Source organism: Marinobacter mobilis (genome assembly GCF_900106945.1).
GTDB lineage: Bacteria > Pseudomonadota > Gammaproteobacteria > Pseudomonadales > Oleiphilaceae > Marinobacter > Marinobacter mobilis.
The window spans coordinates 178,405-196,255 of the sequence record NZ_FNNE01000005.1; the positions used below are offsets into that span (position 1 = coordinate 178,405).

The window sequence follows — 17,851 nt, forward strand, 5'->3', positions numbered from 1 at the left end:
AACAAAAGGGGTTTCCAGCATGGCTGTCAGTTACAAGCCACAGCTTAATTACGTGGATTTCCGGGATCTTACGGAGCAGATCCAGTTCCAGAGCACGGAAGGAAAAATTTGGTTCGGTGAGCAGCGCATGCTGCTTATGCAGCTGAATGCGATGGCCGCGTTTCGTCGGGAGATCGTGAACAGCATGGGTGTGGAACGGGCCAAGGGCTTCTTCCTTCGTCTCGGCTACCAGTCCGGTATCCGGGATGCGGAACTGGCCCGCAAGCTCCGCCCCCACTGCAGCGAACTCGACATCTTCCTGGCTGGCCCCCAACTGCACTCACTCAAGGGCATGGTCAAGGTCATCCCTCTGGAGATCGACATTGACCAGGAAACCGGCGAGTTCTACGGCAAACTGGAATGGATCGACTCCTTTGAAGTCGAGATCTGCCAGACAGAGCTTGGCCAGATGGATCAGCCCGTTTGCTGGTCACTGCTCGGCTATGCCTGCGCCTACACCTCGTCGTTCATGGGGCGTGAGATCATTTTCCGTGAAATCAGCTGCCGCGGCTGTGGCGATGAACAATGCGTGATCGAGGGAAAACCCGCCGAGCAGTGGGAGGATGCCGAGGAATTTTCCCGTTATTTCAAGGCCGACCCGCTCATAGAGGAACTGTACGATCTGCAGGCCCAGCTGACCTCGCTACGGAGCAGCATGCAGAAACAGCAGGGCCAGTACTACGGCATTGGGCAGTCAGCGTCTTACAACAAGGTCTGCAAGATGATCGACAAGGCCGCCCAGGGCAAGGTGTCGGTGCTGCTGCTTGGGGAAACCGGGGTCGGCAAGGAGGTGATCGCCCGCAGCGTGCACCTGCGCAGCGAACGGGCCGAAGAACCCTTTGTGGCGGTCAACTGCGCGGCCATTCCGCCAGACCTGATCGAAGCCGAACTGTTCGGGGTTGAAAAGGGGGCCTATACCGGCGCCAATCAGTCCCGGGAAGGCCGCTTTGAACGCGCCAACGGCGGCACCATCTTTCTTGATGAAGTGATCGAACTCACCCCCAGGGCGCAGGCCACGCTGCTGCGGGTACTGCAGGAATCCGAGCTGGAGCGGGTGGGCGACAACCGTACCCGCAAGGTCAATGTCAGGGTGATTGCAGCCACCAACGAAAGCCTGGAACAGGCGGTGGAGGCCGGACGCTTCCGAGCCGACCTGTTCTACCGCCTCAACGTCTTCCCGGTAAAAATACCGCCACTGCGTGAACGCCTGGAAGACCTGCCGCTGCTGGCCGAGCACTTTCTGAATAAATTCCATTCCGAGTACGACAAACGTACCCTCGGGCTCTCGGATAAAGCACTTGCCCTGTGCCTGAACTACCACTGGCCCGGCAACATCCGCGAGCTGGAGAACGTCATTGAGCGCGGTGTCATTCTCACGGACAACAACGAATCGATCAGTGAGGAATCACTGTTTGCCGTATCCCCCCATATCGCCAGCACCTCGCCCGTGGATTGTGTCGATACCGGTGGCCACGTCATCAGCAATCAGCAGAGCGCACCCCCGGAACACTGGGCCGAGTACATTCTCGGGAACCAGATCAGTCTGGATGAGGTGGAAGGCACCTTGATGAAAGAAGCCATGGAGCAGGCCAACCAGAACGTCTCCAAAGCTGCCCGCATACTGGGACTGACCCGCCCTGCCCTTGCTTACCGGCTCAAGAAATCCGGACTGTTGGCCGAATCCTGAAGCTCGAACCATCACCAGAACACGGACGTTCCGCACCTTTGATCAAATCAGCAAACTCGGAATACAGTTAACGATTTGATAAAAATCAAGCCGCTCCCCGAGCCTCCATTCGCACTTGATGAAATGCTAAAAACAAAAACTTAACTGTTAATTTTCAACACGTTAAAATCAATTACCTCGTGATGGCATAGCCGTTGCTGAGTCACCGTCAGTCGCTTTATCCACAAAAACAATGACGGTGACATAACATGCAATACGCGTCAGGGTGCCCTCGAGGCACACTCTTCCCTTCTGTTGCCCTCGCAGGACTGTCCACACTTGTGCTGACGGGCTGTGAAGCGCCGCTGAATCTGGACGCCGTCCACCAGCAATCACAGCATGCCATCCAGCGTACCGACTTCTACCAATCGGTCGCCAACAATGACAACGTCATCGTGGTTGCAGGCAACACCGGCGTCCTGCTGACCCGGCCGCACGACAGCGAGCACTGGCAACGCGTGGCAGTACCAACCCATGACAGCTTTATCGACCTGGACAGCTGCCCGGACGGCAGCTTTATTGCTCTGACCTTCAGCAACCAGATATGGCACGGGGACGCCAATGCCCGCCATTGGTCCTCCCATGATCTGCCCAGCCCCGAGCAGATGATGACGCTGACCTGCGCTCCGGATAACGCCTGGTGGACCGCTGGCAGCTTTACCACGATCCAGCATTCCGCAGACCAGGGGACGAGCTGGCAGGAGGCCTCGCTCCAGGAAGATGCGATCCTCACCAACCTGCAGTTTCTCGATGCCGATCATGCCATCGCCACCGGTGAATACGGCCTGCTGCTCAAGACTGAGGATGGTGGTGAGAACTGGGATATCGCCGGCTATCTTCCCGACGAGTTCTACCCCCATGCCAGCCACTTCCGGTCCGCTGAAGACGGCTGGGTTGGCGGCCTCAACGGGTTCATTTACCACACCAACGACGGCGGCCAGTCCTGGACCCGCCAGAGCACCGATACCAGTGCGCCGATTTTTGGCTTTGTAACCCGTGAACAGGAGCTGCTCGCGCTCGGCGACAACTCAACGGTCCTCCAGTTGCGTGGCAATCAGTGGCTGAGCCTGAACACGCCGAACCAGCCCCTGTATCTGCGTGGCGGCGTTCTGCTCGAGAACCGGCAACTGCTGGCAGCGGGCGGCCGCGGGCTGCTGCTCAACCTCGATATTCCCACGGCCGTCCTGGCCAGTAAAAAGTGAGGAAACCACCAATGGCCGGATTGCATCGATTCACACACCTCATGCACCTTCTGGAGCTGTGGATTTTCCGGAACCCGCGGAAAGTTCTTAGCGTGATCGCGTTGATCACCCTGCTGTTCGCCCTGCGCATCCCGGGGCTTCAGATCGTCACCGATTTCGCCGGACTACTGCCCCAGCAGCACCCCTACATCGAGCTGCACAACAGCATCAAGGACGACTTCGGCGGCGCCAACGTGCTGGTGGTCGGCGTCGAGTTCGCTGAAGGCGACATTTTCAGCAATGACAACCTCGCCACCATCGACCGGATCACCCAGGCGGTCGACAGCCTGCCGGGGGTCAACCACAACCTGGTGTCCAGCGTAACCCACCGCAATTCCCGCAAGATCTGGCTGACTGAGGTCGGCAGCATCAACTCGGAGCCCTACTACGACTCTACCCGGGGGCGTTACTCCGACGAGGCGCTGGCGCAGATGAAGGCTGACGTCTCGGCAAACCCCCGCGCTTACGGCCCGCTGGTTTCACCGGACTTCCGCATGGCCCTGGTCAAGGCCCAGCTGATTGAGGGTCAACTGGACTACGCCGCGACCTTTGCCCAGCTCCAGCAAATGCGTCAGCAGGAATCCCGCGATGGCGTCACCATCTATGCCACCGGCCAGCCGGTTCTGGTGGGTTGGGCCTACACCTACATGGACCAGATCCTGCAGATTTTCATCTTTACCGTACTCACCATGCTCGCGCTGCTGGTGTTTCATTTCCGCAAGGCTTACGGCGTTCTCATCCCCCTCGGTGGCGTGCTGATCTCCACCATCTGGGGACTGGGGATTATCAGTCTGCTCGGCTACAACCTCGATCCCCTTGGCCTTGTCATTCCCTTCCTGATTGCAGCAAGGGCGATGAGTCACGGCGTTCAGCTGGTGGAACGCTATTACGCAGAAACCCGGGCCCTGGGCAGCGGGCCTAAGGCCGCCAAGGCGACGTTCGACAGCCTGTTCCGCCCCGGCTCGCTAGGTGTGGTGTCCGACGCCATTGGCCTGTCGCTGATTGCCATCGGTTCAATCCCACTCAACACTCACCTGGGCATCTATGCCTCGCTGTGGGCCATTACCGTGGTCTTTACCGTACTGATCGGCGTGCCCCTGCTGCTCTCTATCCTGCCAACGCCGAAAAATCCCGAGCTGCGGGAAACCGCCCTGCGCCATATTGGCAGCAGCTGCTCCCGCGCCGTCGCCCACAAGGGACGGGCGAGAGTCCTGCTGGGCTCCGCCGCGCTGCTGATGGGGTTGGGCCTGCTGGCCGCCGCCAATGTCCAGATTGGTGATTCCGAGCCCGGCTCCCCCATTCTTTACCCGGATCACGACTACAACCTGTCATCCCGGGTAGTGAACGACCGCTTCCCCGGCTCGGAAGAACTCTATGTGATCGCCGAAACCGACGAGATCGGCGGCCTCAAGCGTCCGGAAGTACTCGCGGCCCTGTCCGACTTCCAGGCCCATATGCAGACCGATCCCGAGGTCGGTGGCAGCAAGGGCCTGCCGGACCTGGTCAAGCAGGTAAACCGCCTGATGCACAACGATGACCCGCGCTGGTTCCAGATTCCCCATGACAACCAGTACGTCGGCGGCCTGATGTTCACCTACATGGCGTCCAGCCCCGTGCCTGGTGCGCTGGATGAGTTCAACGACACCGACGACCGTATTGCCAACCTGGTGTTCTACTACAAGGACCGCCAGGGCGAGACCATCCGCCGCGCCATCCATATGGCCAAGGCCTGGATCGCCGAACACGGTGACGACGTTGAAGGCCTGACCATTCGACTGGCGGGAGGCACCCTGGGTGTAGCCGCAGCAATGAACGAATCGGCATTCGAAACCAACCTCATTGTACTGCCCCTGGTATTCCTGCTGATCTTCGCCTTCGTGATGCTGTTCTACACCTCCTGGCATGCTGGCCTGATGATGCTGCTGGCCATGCTGTTTGCCACCACCCTGACCTATGCCTACATGGGGCTCTACGGACTCAGCATCGACATCAATACCGTACCGGTGGTTGCCGTCGGTATCGGGGTCGGCATCGACTATTCGATCTACATGATGGACCGGATCCGTGAAGAAATGGCTAAGTGCGGCGGGCTGCGGGAATCCGTCCAGCGGGCGATTGCGACCACGGGCATGGCCATCAGCTTTACCGCATTGACCCTGATGGCCGGCATTGTCATGTGGGTCATCTTCTCAGACCTGCGTTTCCAATCGGATGCCGCACTGTTGCTGTGCGTGATGATCGTGATCAACGGCGTGACCGCCATGTTGCTGGTGCCCTCCTGGGTGCTGCTGTTCAGGCCGCGTTTTATCACCGGCGTCTACGCCGACGAGGACGGCATTCTCCATGCGGACCATCGTCACCCCCAATCAACTCCCGCCCCCGCCAGCGATCCGCTGGAGGCTGAGGGGTACGTAGCCGGAGCGACGTCCCGGCTCTGACCGGGCGTCCTCCATCATCACTCAAACGAGGATCAGCGATGCAAACAAAAATAAAAGGCATGAGTCTCTGGTGTGCCGCCATCACCGGCGTCACCGGGCTTTCGCTGGTGACCCTGTCTCCGGCGATCGCTTCAGAGGACGCCAGAATCGACGGTTACTACGAGAACGCAACCTACGCCCGGGATGGCGTGGGCCTGTCCAAATTCCGCAACACCATTCAACTGGAGGGTGAAAAACAGTTTGGTGACGTCGGCCTGTTCAGTAATGTCTCCGTGAATGCGACCCTCAGGGGCTCCTATGACGGCGTCTACGATCTGAATGATGATGAGTATGGTCGCAACGCCGGCGGTCCCATCCTGCTTCAGGACACGGCGCCGGCTCCCTTTGCCGCCCCCTTTGTCCCTCACGGTGAGGGGCTTGAACTGCCCAATACCTTCGACACCGCCAATAACCCCAACGACGGCATGATCGTGCTCGGCGAAAACCTCCACGACCAGGCGGGCGGCGTGGCGTTCGGTGTCCCCGTCAGGCCCTGTGATGAGGACGACCGCGGGTGTATCGATGACTACCTCGACAAGGACACCAATGACCTCCGCTTCCAGGAGTTCAACGACCGCCTGGACTTCATCCGTGAGCTGTATGTGGATTTCGACCTGAACTTCGACAGTGGCAATACCCTCAGTACCCGCCTCGGCAAGCAGCAGGTGATCTGGGGGCGAACCGACCTGTTCCGGGTGCTCGATGTCATCAACCCCGTGGATTACTCCCGCAACAACATCTACGACGAGCTTGAGGACATCCGTATTCCCATGTGGATCCTGAAAACGGACTACCGCATGGGGCCCACGGAGGTGTTCGATGGCCTCGCCTTTGACGACCTCAACTTTCAGGTGGTCTGGAACTTTGACGAGTTCCGGCCCCACGACATAGGTCAGTGTGGCCAGCCCAATGTCATCCTGGATGCGGGCTGTTTCTTCCGCGGCATGAACAACCTGTGGGAGAACGGCGGTACGGTGGCAAACTTTGCCAACGGCAGTATTGCCACCGACTTTGGCCCCGGCCAGATCGGTATCCGACAGGCCAACCTGCCCAGCTGGAAGCTGTCCAACACCCAACTCGGCCTGAAAATGGAGGGTGTCTACGGCGACCTGGGCTTCTCACTTAACGCACTGACCTATCGGTCCCAGCTACCGTCACTGCACGGCGGCATCCCGGCCCAGAACGGCTTCACCGGTGAGACCGCCGTATGGCCAAGCCTGATTGCCTTCGACATTCACTTCCCCCGAGTGAACCTGGTTGGCGGCTCCCTCGACTACTACGCACAGAGTATCGATACCGTGGTTCGGGTCGAGACGGCTTATACCTCAGGCGAGGAGTTCGCCAACACCCTGCGCAAGGAGCTCTACTCCGAGTCGGATGTGCTGCGCTACGTGGTCGGTGCCGACAAGAACATCTTCCTGCCATTCCTGAACGAACGTCGGGCCTTCCTGTTCTCCGGCCAGATCTTCGGCCAGCACATTCTTGACCATGAGCGCGAACAGCGCCTGCTTGGCGAGGCCGGTATTCCCGACTGGGAACACAACTGGATTGGCACCTTGCTGATCAAGGGCTGGTGGATGAATGATCGTCTCAGTCCCCAGCTGATCACCGCTCACGACTTCCGTGCCCAGGCAACCACCCTGGCACCCAGTGTCGAGTGGCTGGCCAGCGACAGCCTCAAAGTGACTGCGGGCGCCAACATCAAGGTCGGCGACGGTGCCCGCCAGTTTGATGACTGCCGTACCTGTAATCCCTGGGATCCGTTCACCCAGGCCTACCCGGGTCAGCCCGCAGGCGAAAGTGCCGGGCTGGGCGGCCTTGAGCCTCTTGGCCGCTTCAAGTCCGGCCCGATCGGCATGGCCCAGGAAGAAGACGAAATCCAGCTGACCGTTCGTTACAGCTTCTGATCACGAGGAAAAACAATGAAAAAGCACCACAGCCAAACCCTGATGCGCACATTGATTGCCGGCGCGACCGCCAGCCTGATGGCCACGGCCACCGTCGCGGATGACGCGGTGATCGAGGAGTCCTTCTTCCCCTACCGGACCGAGACACCCCGGTTTGACGGCCTGTCACCGGGCATGGTCATCAACCAGAACAACGTGGCCCAGTTCAAGGACGTGATTGATCCGGCGTTCTACAGCTTTATCGAACAGGGCTGGACCACCATTACGGTGGGAGAAACCACCTCCTTCGATCTGCATCCGAACTATGTGGAGGCGACCCGCGCCTCCCTCGGCCAGGTATCCCTCGGAGATCAGGTGGGGGAAATCAGCGGCTGGCAGGCCGGACGACCGTTCCCGGAGGAGCCGAACGCTGACGACCCCCGTGCCGGTGAGAAGCTGGCCTGGAACTACAAGTATGGCTACAACTGGGGCGACAGTGCGGCGATCTACCCGTTCTACTGGAAATACCGGGACATGGACTCCGGGGATGTGGAGCGGACCATCAAATTCAACTTTCATTTCCTCAACTATATGGGCCGGGTGATCCAGGAACCGACGCCGGAAATCACCCCAAACCCGTCCGAATTGTTCCGCGCCATCTATGTTCAGGTGCTGGACCCCAGTGATGTCCGCAACACCCAGCTGCTCATTCACCGGGCTTCGGACGATCTCAAACGCGACAACTCCTGGCTGTACCTTGGTTTCCAGCGCCGGGTCCGCCGCCTGGCCACCGGTCAGGTCACCGATGCCTTCCTTGGTTCTGACCTGATGATCGAGGACTTCGAAGGCTACAACGGCCGCATTTCGGACATGAACTGGGCCTACAAAGGCACCCGCTACATGCTGATGCCCTTTTACAACCACAACGACCTGACCCTGGATACGGAAACCCATCAGGATGACGACGGCTATCAGGTGGTGGCGTTCGGCGGCCAGGGAGGCTGCTTCCCCAACATCACCTGGCAGCTCCGCAAAGTCTATGAGGTGGAAGCCTCTCCGGCCGATGAAAGCCACCCCTTGTCCAGACGGGTTCACTTCATGGACGCACAGACGTTTACGATTCCGCGTACCGTGGCCTATGACCGCAAGGGCAGCCTTTGGAAAACCTTCACCATCGGCCAGGCTCACCCGGATCATCACCTGCCGGCAAACGAGGGCAGTGGTGTCTCCATCGATGACAGCTTCAGCATGATCGATGTCCAGGCCAGTCACTGCACCACCGGCCAGTTCAAGGGCCAGGTTGACCCGCAACTGTCTCCCACCAACATGTTTAACGTTCAGCACCTGCGCGCTACCGGCAGCTGATTCGGCGTCGTTGTTGCTCCTCACTTGGGCCCGCCGTGGCGGGCCCCTTTTTCCCGCCAGGGAGGCTCGCTATGCCTGACCGTGAAACGCTATCTGCCGACAATGCCCCGGCGCCTGCCGCGGAACCGCTAACCGTCGTCGTGTCTCGGCGAGTAAAGGACAGGGACAAAATCGCGTTTGAACGTCTCAGCAGTCAAATGACAGAACGCGCTTCCGGTTTCCCGGGCTATCTGGGTGCTGCCCTGTTCCGGCCATCCGCACCCGATGACCCGGAATACCGCATCGTCTTCAGGTTCAGGGATCGGGAATCGCTGTCATGCTGGGAGACCTCCAATGAGCGGAATGAGCTGCTCGGCGAGATCGAGAGCCTGCTGATCCAGCCCAGCGAACGGGAAGTCACGGAAGGTATTGTTGCCTGGTTCACCCGTCCCGGCCGAAACCCGGTACAACCGCCTCCGAGATACAAAATGACCATTGTCAGCTGGTTGGCGCTCTACCCGGCTGTGACTCTGGTTTTCGTCCTGTTCGGCGATCTCCTGACACAGGTCCCGCTTCTGGCGAGAACCGCTCTGGTGACCGGGGTGGTGATGCTTCTTATGAGCTACGTGCTGATGCCGAGGATGACCCGCTGGTTCTCATTCTGGCTATTTCCTGACAAACGCAATCACAGCCGCTGACACGGCGGTCCTCCCACGCCCGAACGACCACAGCCCTTCCCCCCGCTTCAACGGTCATCAGCCGGTTCTGAGCCGGACTCACTCTGGCCTAAAAACTTCATGCCATGCACTGAAAAACAAATAGTTGGCGTAAAACGTTAAGTATTGCTCAGGCCAGAAGCCGAACATCGATTGTTGCGCCCCCTATCAAACACTTACAACAAACGATGGAACGCCGCATGAACACAGCGCACAACCGTACCCCCGGTACCCCTCTCTCAAGGCGGGTGACGTCAAACCGCCCGTTTATCCCGACCCTGGCTGCCATCCTGATGCTTGGCGTTACCGGCAGCCACGTCCTGGCCATGGAACGGGATCCGTTTATCGACGCAGTCCCTGTTGCCGAGAACATGGAGCCGGCACGCCAGCATCCCGCGCAGCAAGCGCAGGCTGAAGCACGCCTGCAGGCGCTGGAGGCGCGCACCGGACAAAAGCCGAACATCCTGATCCTACTGGTGGATGATATGGGTTGGGGTGACCCGGGGGCCTTTGGCGGAGGCCTCGCTGTCGGCGCACCGACACCCAACATCGACCGCCTGGCCCAGGAAGGCCTCAAGCTGACCTCCACCTACTCCCAGCCCACCTGCACGCCCACCCGTGCGGCGCTGATGACCGGCCGCCTGCCTGCACGCACCGGGCTGACACGTCCCACCCTCACTGGCGAGAGCACCGCGGTCAACCCATGGAGCAGTGAGCAGACGGCGGCCGGACTGCTCAGCGACGTTGGCTACATGACGGCACTTTCCGGCAAGTGGCATCTGGGCAGCGGAGAAGGCAGCCAGCCCCATCAGGTGGGCTATGACGAGTATTTTGGCATCCTTAGTGTGGTTAGTGAGTTCACCCAGGGCCTGGATGAGCAGCGCTACCCCGAGCTGGTGCATAACCCGGAACGCATGGCCGCACTCCGTGAACTCAGCACCCCGGCAGTGACCGCCGCCAGCAAGGGCGGCACTCTGGAAGTCATCGCCGAGCTTGATTCGATTGCAGACGTGGCAGAGATCGATCAGCAGTTTGCCGCTTTCTCGGAAGACTTTATTGAACGCGCGGCCCAGGCGGACAAACCGTTCTATCTGGTGCATTCCTTCTCCCGTGTTCATAACGACAATTTCCCGGCCAGGGATTTTGTCGGTGCAAGCCCGGCCGCAACCCCCTATAAGGATGCGGTGGTTGAAGTCGACGACATTGTCGGACGACTGGTGCGCAAGCTGGAAGAACAGGGCATTGCCGACAACACCCTGGTGTTCTTCACTTCCGATAACGGCGCCAACGAGGATGCCTGGCCGGATGCCGGGTTCCAGCCCTGGCGGGGAGGCAAAGGCACAACCTGGGAAGGCGGTGTACGGGTACCGGGGATCGCCTGGTGGCCGGGGATGATTGCCGGCGGCCGCACCAACGAAGGCCTGTTCGACCTGCTCGACCTGTTCAACACCAGCCTCACGCTGGGAGGCGCGGAGCTGCCGGACGACCGCTACATTGATGGCGTGGACCAGACCTCGTTCCTCCTCGCCGACAACGGTGATAGCCATCGGGAAGCGGTGTTCATGTACAGCGAGCGCAACCTGACCGCCATTCGCTGGGAAGAATTCAAGGTGCACTTCAAGGTGTTCCAGACCCACGTTCCCGGGTCCAACCTTGACGAATCAACCCTGGTCTCCACCGGCATGTCGCCCTGGGTCTATAACCTCTACCTGGATCCCAAGGAACAGAAGAGCGTCGGCCACCGCACCTTCGAATGGGGCCTGCCCCGCATCCTCCGCCTGGTGGACCAGCATATCGGCACCTACCAACGGTACCCGATGAAAGAGATCGGGCTGACCAAGCCTTTCTGACCCCCGTTCAAGATTCCAAGCTCACAACCGGAGGCTCCCCGAGCCTCCGTACCAAAGGAGCCTTAAGCATGCATCCAACACTGGACACTCCGAGCAGGAAAGCCCACTGGTTGCCTCTTGCCCTGACCGCACAACTGGTCTCGGCAACGGCCCTGGCCCAGGACGCCGTACCGACCGAGGTCTATTTCGGTAACCTTCACGTTCACACAAAGTGGTCTTTCGACGGCTATATCAATCGTGCCGTTTCTGAACCCGACGACGCCTATCGCTGGGCCAAGGGCGAACCCATCCCCGGTTTTGGCAGCGATGAGCCCCGTCAGATCGGGGCACCCCTGGACTGGTACGCGGTCACCGATCACGCCGCCTACATGGGCGTACTGCCATTGATGGAGGATCCGGACAACCCTGTCAGCGATCACCCCCTCGCTGACGACATCACCGGTGACGACCCGGCCGCCGCATTCCAGGCCTACTCGCAGATTCTGACCAGCATGTTCGACGACAAACGCGAAGACCCGCTTCTTGGCAACAGGGCGCTCAAGGTGAATGTCTGGCAACGGGTCATTGCGAACGCCGACGAACACTATGAACCGGGCAAATTCACCACCTTCGCCGGTTTCGAGTGGACCTCAGCGCCGGACTGGCAGAACCTGCACCGGGTGGTGATATTCCGGGACACCGAAACACTTCCGGAAACGCCCTTCTCCACCCTGGACTCCCCGGTCCCCGAAGACCTCTGGCGCTGGATGGAACAGCAGCGCAGCCAGGGTTCGGAACTGCTGGCGATCCCCCATAACGGCAACGCCAGCGACGGCCTGATGTTCCCCGTCGAAGAGTCCTATGGCGGCAGCGCTGTGTCGTCAGAGGCGTACGCCGAAGCCCGCATGCGCAACGAACCCCTGTACGAACTGAGCCAGATCAAGGGTACCTCGGAGACCCACCCGATCCTGTCCCCCAATGATGAGTTTGGCGGTTTCGAGATCTGGGACTACACCCTTGCCGCCACAGCCACGCCTCCACAACACAAACAGGGCGGTTATATGCGTGAGGCGCTGATCCGGGGTGTCGGGCTCACGCGGCAGGGCCACATCAATCCGTTCCAGTATGGCTTCATTGGCGACAGCGATACCCACGACGGCGCCGCCGTTATCGAGGAAGACAACTACACGGGCAAGTTCGGCTTCGAGAACGCCCCCCAGCACCGTCTGGACGGACCACCGGGAGTCAACGAAAAAGCCGCAGAACAGGTACGTCGTTTCAGCTCCGGCGGCGTTGCAGGCGTCTGGGCCCTCGCCAATACCCGGGAGGCCATTTTCGATGCCATGATGCGCAAGGAAACCTTTGCTACCTCCGGGCCGCGACTGAAAGTTCGCCTGTTCGGCGGTTTTGGCTTCGACGCGGACTCCATGTCCGGCGACCACTGGGTGCAGGCCGCCTATCAGAATGGCGTTGCCATGGGAGGCGTGCTCAACCAGGCTCCGGAGGGCAAGGCCCCGGTGTTCCTGATCTCGGCCATGAAGGAAGCGTCGGGGGCCAACCTTGATCGCATCCAGATCATCAAGGGCTGGGTCGATGACGATGGCGAGCCGCACGAACAGATCTACGACGTGGCGCTGTCGGATAATCGCCACCCGGATGAACATGGCAACGTACCCGCCGTTGGCAATACCGTGGACGTTGCCCGCGCGACCTACACCAACAGCATTGGCGACAGCGACCTGAACACGGTATGGACCGACCCGGACTTCGACCCCGCCTTACCTGCGGTCTATTACGCCCGGGTGCTGCAGATTCCCACCCCACGCTGGTCAACCTATGACGCCGCCGCCCTCGGCCGGGCAATTCCCGAGGGTCTGCCCGCCACGATTCAGGAGCGGGCCTGGACCTCGCCGGTCTGGTACACCCCCTGAGGCCCCATATGAAGAAGCTACTGAGAGAACCGTTGTTGCACTTCGCCCTGATCGGCCTGGTCACCTTTGCCGGCTTCAGCCATCTGAACCCCCGGAGCGCGGATTCGGCGCAGCGGATTGTGGTCGACGACAACCGGATTGCCAACCTGTCGGCGCGGTTTGAGAGCAGCTGGGGGCGAATGCCCACGGATGACGAGCTGACCGCGTTGATCGATCACTATGTGATGGAAGAGGCCTACTACCGGCAGGCGCTGGCGCTCGGGTTCGATCAGGACGACCCGGTCATCCGCCGGCGACTGCTGCAGAAAATGCAGTTGCTGACCAACTCGGTGGCAGCGGCCCGAGAACCACAGCCGGGCGAGCTGGCCCGTTATCTGGCCGCACACCCGGAGCGCTACCGCACTCCGGGCCAGTTCAGCTTTGAGCAAATCCATATCGGCAGCGACCTCTCGACACAGGAGCTGAACGCCCGAATTGACGCGGTCAGCTACCGTCTGGAAGCGGCCTTGCCGATCACAAGTGATTCTCCCCTGCTGCCCCGCCAGTTCAGCCAGGCCACGGATTTCGAGATCACCCGGCACTTTGGTCCTCAGTTCAGCGAACAGCTGGCCGGCTTACCTCTCAACGAGTGGCAAGGCCCGCTGACCTCCGGCGTGGGGGTACATTTTGTCAGATTGAACCACTACCAACCCGGCGACCTGCCCCCGCTTGATAAGGTCCAGGAGGCGGTTCTGCGAGACTGGCGCTACGATAACGAGCGTCAGGCCGACGCCCGGGTCGAGCGGGCCTTGCTTGAGGGCTATGAGGTCATAATCGCCTCCTCGGCCCGGAATCCAGAGTCATGAAAGCGACCGTTGTGCCTGCCCTGCTGCTGTCCCTGTTTTCCCTCATCTGCGCAGGCAGCAGCCATGCTGACGAACTCCGCCCGGCCTATCTTCAGCTGACCGAAACCTCTGCCGATTCAGTGAGTATTTACTGGAAAGTGCCAGCCCGGGGCGCCCGTCAACGACTGGCTCTGGAGGTGATTCTCGACGGCACCAGCGAAGCCTTGTCAGTACCGATCGAACGTTTCGTCAATGGCGTCAACGTGCGCCATTGGCAGATTCACCGGCCTGGTGGGCTGATGGGGCTCGGGGTCACCGTTGACGGCCTGGCCCGCTCGGGTGCCGAAGTGCTGGCCCGGGTAGAGTATCTCGATGGCACCTCGGCCACTCACCGCCTGACCGCCGAGGCACCCGCCTTCCGGATCGCCGATAAACCCGGGCTGCTGGAAACCGTCAGCACCTATTTTGTACTCGGCGTCGAGCACATACTGTTCGGCATCGACCACCTGCTGTTCGTCACACTACTGCTGTTGCTGGTGCACACCGCAAGGCACCTCGCCATCACCGTCACCGCTTTCACCGTTGCACACAGCATTACCCTGATACTTGCGTCGCTGGAGATCATTCAGGTGCCGGTCCTGCCGGTGGAAGTGTGTATTGCCCTCAGCATTGTCTTTCTGGCAACAGAAATCATCCGCGGCGAGCAGGGTAAACCGGGCCTGACGGCCAGCGCTCCCTGGCTGGTAGCTCTGGGCTTCGGCTTACTGCATGGGCTGGGGTTTGCCGCTGCCCTGAACGAGATCGGTCTGCCCCGTCATGCAGTCATGCCCGCTCTGGTGGTATTCAATCTGGGGGTGGAAGCAGGCCAGTTGGTCTTTATTGCGGTCGTGCTTACGGTCGGGCGGTTTCTGCCAGCCGGCCTGAAGCAAACGCCGGTCTGGCAGGTAAGGGTACCCGCTTATGCGGTGGGCTCGCTCGCCGCCTTCTGGGCAGTCGAGCGAGCCGCCGGTTTCTAGCCCTGCGGGCTATTCAGCACACAACGTTCCAGTTCCTCAAACGCCGTCGTCATGGCAACTGCCAGCCGCTGCACATGAGGCACCCGGTCACGGCAGGCGACGATCCCGAAGTTGAGAAAGTCGCCGTGGCTGACACAGGTAAAGTTCAGCGGCACACCCGGCATGATCAGGCTCACCGGATACACGTGCAGCAATTCAGCTCCATTGAGGTAACGGATCTCCCGCTGACCCGGCACGTTGGAAATGGTGGTGTTGAACAACTGCCGTCCTGAGCTGCCGAACCCAAGCATCGTGGACGTCAGGAACGGTCCGGTCGAGAACAATGAATAGAAGTTCACCGCATTGGGCGACAGGTCATTCAGCAGCGCCTTGCCGGCCCTGGTTGAGCGCTTGACCTGGGCCAGGCGCAAGGCTGGGTCGGCGATATTGGTTCCGAGACTCCCAAACAGCATGCTGACCTGGTTACCAATACTGACATCCCCCGGTTTACGGGTTGATACGGGCAGCGCCGCGGTCAGTGAATCTTCAGGTAGCGCGTTGGCTTCGAGCAGATACTCCCGCAAGGCACCACCGGTTATGGCCATCACCACATCATTGATGGTGGCATCGGCAGCCTTCGCCAACGTTTTCAACCGAGCCAGCCCAAACTGCTGTGTCGCCACCCGGCGGTGGGGCCCAATCGGGCCATTGAGGATGGTGTCGGGAGTGGACCGGAAGGTGGTCAGTTCATCGTTGGAGCGACGGAGCTTGAGCGACGCCTCAAACGCGGCTTTTACATCACCGAACGACGGCAACCCAGGCTTGGCCGGTGTGCTCTCTGCTTTCGGTGCCTGCTCGGTCTGATCCTTCGCCCACATCGGCACACTCAGCGTGTCAGCGGATGTTGACAGGCTGCCCACCAGCAACCGCGTGCCACTGATACCATCGACCAGGGCATGGTGGATCTTGATGTAAAGGGCAAAGCGGTTATCGCTCAAGCCCTCGATCACATGACATTCCCACAATGGCTTTTCCAGATCCATCGGCAGCTCATGCAGCCATGCGATCATCTGCCCCAACTCCTTCTCACCACCCGGCGCTGGCAGTGACCACTGCCGCAGGTGGTATTCCAGATCCAGCTCGTAAATCTCACGGGTCGCCGGTCGGAACTGCCAGCGTGTGGGCCGGGTCAGCACCTGGTTCCAGGGGAAGACAATCCGCGTTTCCTCACGCCAGCGGGCAATCAGCCGACTGACGAAGTCACGCCGTTCAGCCTCATCCAGGGATGAGGGGTAAGAGAATGTCATCAGCGCCGCAATGTGCATCGGCATGTTCTTGCCTTCAAGTTGCAGCGACGCAGCATCAAGCAACGGCATCCTTCGCTGGGTCATACAGCCTCCCGGACCTTTGGGGTCGTTTTTGCTTTGGTGCGTTTTGCTTTAGCCGGTTTGGTGACCCCAAGCTTGCTCTCCAGCTCAACAAGAGCGGACTCCATACCGAGGGCCAATTTCTGCATGTGCGGCACCGTGTCGCGGCAGGCGGTAATGCCCACGTTGAGGGTGCCGGCATGGCTGTAGCAGGTAAAGCTCGCCGCCATGCCCTGGAACACGATGTTGGCCGGGAAACAATTTACCAGCCGCGCTCCGCGCAGGTATTTTTCTTCCTGGCCACCCGGAACATTGGATACCACGGTGTTGAAGAGCGGCTGGCTCTTCCCCGACACCCCTGTCAGCATCCGGACGATGGACGGCGCCATGCTGACCAGGGAGTACGGCACCCGCATTTCAGCGGGCAGACCCAGCACTTGCTGCTTTGCCAGGTTGGTCGACTGGTGAATTTTTTGCAGGCGTACCACCGGATCGGCAATGTTGGTGCCGAGAATGCTGTAGATCATGCCCACCGAGTTTCCGATGCTCTTGTCCCCCTCAGCCCGCAGGGAGATGGGAATGGCCGCTGTCAGGCTATCCGCAGGCAATGCGGTAATGCTTTGCAGATAGTGACGGAGTGTGCCGCCGACCAGACATACGACCACATCATTGAGACTTACCCCGGCGTGCCGTGCCACCGCTTTCAGCCTTGCCATGTCGAAGCTCTGGGTGGCAAAACGCCGCTGGGCAGCAATGGGACCATTCAGAGGGGTTTTCGGCGCCGACCGCAACGTCGTCAGCTGTTCGTCCCGGCCAAACAGTTTGAGCACATTCGCTGCGGTACTGATCATTGCCTGGGCCGAGGGCATTTTGAAGGGGCCCGTCTGGAAAGGCTTTTCGGGCGCGGTGTGAACCCAGAATGGCGGCGTCTTAGCATCCCGGCGACTCTCGGACAGTCCCTTCATCAGCAGCACGTTGGCACTGATACCGTCCACGATGGCATGGTGAAATTTCATGTAAACGGCAAAGCGATTGTCCGCCAGGCCCTCAATAATAAAGCATTCCCAAAGCAGCTTGCGCATATCCATCGGCTGACTGTGCAGACGGGCAACCAGCTGCCCCAACTCCCGCTGGCCACCGGGCTTGGGCAGATGCAGGTGACGGACATGGTACTCCAGATCCGGGTCGTTGCAGGTTTTCAGACATGGGGCCAGCTGCCAGCGGGATGGCGATACCAGCTTCTGGTTCCAGGGTGCAGCGATCCGCGTCTCACTGCGCCAGTCTTCCACCAGCTCCCGGACAAAATCGTCGCCGGACTGGGTGGGCAGTTCAAAGATCATCAGACCCGCCACATGCATTGGCGCGCCCGGACTTTCAAGCTGCACGAAGGCAGCATCCATAGGACTCAGTTTGGTTCGGTTTATCACGATGTGTCTCTCAGAGTTTATTGATCTGGCTTGTTATTTTTATTTTGAT

12 protein-coding genes are annotated in these 17,851 nt (G+C 60.1%); 10 read left to right on the forward strand and 2 right to left on the reverse strand.

Annotated features, from left to right (window positions below; all coding sequences use genetic code 11):
- Positions 1-19: 19 nt before the first annotated feature.
- The 10 genes from BLV11_RS09485 to BLV11_RS09530 all read left to right on the forward strand — a co-directional run bounded on the left by BLV11_RS09485 (position 20) and on the right by BLV11_RS09530 (position 15,029).
- On the forward strand, positions 20-1,726 hold the full coding sequence (locus BLV11_RS09485) for a sigma-54-dependent Fis family transcriptional regulator (protein WP_091812937.1): 1,707 nt from the start codon (positions 20-22) through the stop codon (positions 1,724-1,726).
- A 248-nt stretch (positions 1,727-1,974) separates the two neighbouring features.
- Positions 1,975-2,967, forward strand: coding sequence for a WD40/YVTN/BNR-like repeat-containing protein (locus BLV11_RS09490; RefSeq protein ID WP_091812939.1), 993 nt, complete (start codon positions 1,975-1,977; stop codon positions 2,965-2,967).
- Positions 2,968-3,059: 92 nt separating this feature from the next.
- The gene (locus tag BLV11_RS09495) at positions 3,060-5,444 is read left to right on the forward strand and encodes an efflux RND transporter permease subunit (protein ID WP_245725977.1); all 2,385 of its coding nucleotides are present in this window, start codon (positions 3,060-3,062) and stop codon (positions 5,442-5,444) included.
- A 38-nt stretch (positions 5,445-5,482) separates the two neighbouring features.
- Positions 5,483-7,390, forward strand: a complete 1,908-nt coding sequence (locus tag BLV11_RS09500; RefSeq protein WP_091812942.1) for a DUF1302 family protein — start codon at positions 5,483-5,485, stop codon at positions 7,388-7,390.
- A 15-nt stretch (positions 7,391-7,405) separates the two neighbouring features.
- Positions 7,406-8,734, forward strand: a complete 1,329-nt coding sequence (locus BLV11_RS09505) for a DUF1329 domain-containing protein (protein WP_091812944.1) — start codon at positions 7,406-7,408, stop codon at positions 8,732-8,734.
- Positions 8,735-8,805: 71 nt separating this feature from the next.
- Positions 8,806-9,411 carry an antibiotic biosynthesis monooxygenase gene (locus BLV11_RS09510; protein ID WP_091812947.1) on the forward strand — a complete coding sequence of 202 codons (606 nt, stop codon included), beginning with the start codon at positions 8,806-8,808 and terminating at the stop codon, positions 9,409-9,411.
- Between the two features lie 218 nt (positions 9,412-9,629).
- Positions 9,630-11,279 carry an arylsulfatase gene (locus BLV11_RS09515; protein WP_217634555.1) on the forward strand — a complete coding sequence of 550 codons (1,650 nt, stop codon included), beginning with the start codon at positions 9,630-9,632 and terminating at the stop codon, positions 11,277-11,279.
- Between the two features lie 68 nt (positions 11,280-11,347).
- Positions 11,348-13,189 carry a DUF3604 domain-containing protein gene (locus tag BLV11_RS09520; RefSeq protein ID WP_175528320.1) on the forward strand — a complete coding sequence of 614 codons (1,842 nt, stop codon included), beginning with the start codon at positions 11,348-11,350 and terminating at the stop codon, positions 13,187-13,189.
- Positions 13,190-13,197: 8 nt separating this feature from the next.
- Positions 13,198-14,034 carry a peptidyl-prolyl cis-trans isomerase gene (locus BLV11_RS09525; protein ID WP_091812949.1) on the forward strand — a complete coding sequence of 279 codons (837 nt, stop codon included), beginning with the start codon at positions 13,198-13,200 and terminating at the stop codon, positions 14,032-14,034.
- The gene (locus BLV11_RS09530; RefSeq protein WP_091812951.1) at positions 14,031-15,029 is read left to right on the forward strand and encodes a HupE/UreJ family protein; all 999 of its coding nucleotides are present in this window, start codon (positions 14,031-14,033) and stop codon (positions 15,027-15,029) included. Before BLV11_RS09525 ends, BLV11_RS09530 begins: the two co-directional genes overlap by 4 nt.
- On the opposite strand, the gene BLV11_RS09535 is transcribed toward BLV11_RS09530, so the two are convergent.
- Both BLV11_RS09535 and BLV11_RS09540 read right to left on the reverse strand, forming a co-directional pair.
- Positions 15,026-16,399, reverse strand: coding sequence for a WS/DGAT/MGAT family O-acyltransferase (locus BLV11_RS09535; protein WP_091812953.1), 1,374 nt, complete (start codon positions 16,397-16,399; stop codon positions 15,026-15,028). The genes BLV11_RS09530 and BLV11_RS09535 overlap by 4 nt on opposite strands.
- Complete coding sequence (locus BLV11_RS09540) at positions 16,396-17,802, reverse strand: WS/DGAT/MGAT family O-acyltransferase (protein WP_139173222.1); 1,407 nt, start codon at positions 17,800-17,802, stop codon at positions 16,396-16,398. Before BLV11_RS09540 ends, BLV11_RS09535 begins: the two co-directional genes overlap by 4 nt.
- Positions 17,803-17,851: the final 49 nt, after the last annotated feature.

Coding starts and splice junctions, on each gene's coding strand:
- BLV11_RS09485 (WP_091812937.1), top strand. CDS start 20: ATGGCTGTCAGTTACAAGCCACAGCTTAATTACGTGGATTTCCGGGAT.
- BLV11_RS09490 (WP_091812939.1), top strand. CDS start 1,975: ATGCAATACGCGTCAGGGTGCCCTCGAGGCACACTCTTCCCTTCTGTT.
- BLV11_RS09500 (WP_091812942.1), top strand. CDS start 5,483: ATGCAAACAAAAATAAAAGGCATGAGTCTCTGGTGTGCCGCCATCACC.
- BLV11_RS09505 (WP_091812944.1), top strand. CDS start 7,406: ATGAAAAAGCACCACAGCCAAACCCTGATGCGCACATTGATTGCCGGC.
- BLV11_RS09510 (WP_091812947.1), top strand. CDS start 8,806: ATGCCTGACCGTGAAACGCTATCTGCCGACAATGCCCCGGCGCCTGCC.
- BLV11_RS09515 (WP_217634555.1), top strand. CDS start 9,630: ATGAACACAGCGCACAACCGTACCCCCGGTACCCCTCTCTCAAGGCGG.
- BLV11_RS09520 (WP_175528320.1), top strand. CDS start 11,348: ATGCATCCAACACTGGACACTCCGAGCAGGAAAGCCCACTGGTTGCCT.
- BLV11_RS09525 (WP_091812949.1), top strand. CDS start 13,198: ATGAAGAAGCTACTGAGAGAACCGTTGTTGCACTTCGCCCTGATCGGC.
- BLV11_RS09530 (WP_091812951.1), top strand. CDS start 14,031: ATGAAAGCGACCGTTGTGCCTGCCCTGCTGCTGTCCCTGTTTTCCCTC.
- BLV11_RS09535 (WP_091812953.1), bottom strand. CDS start 16,399: ATGACCCAGCGAAGGATGCCGTTGCTTGATGCTGCGTCGCTGCAACTT.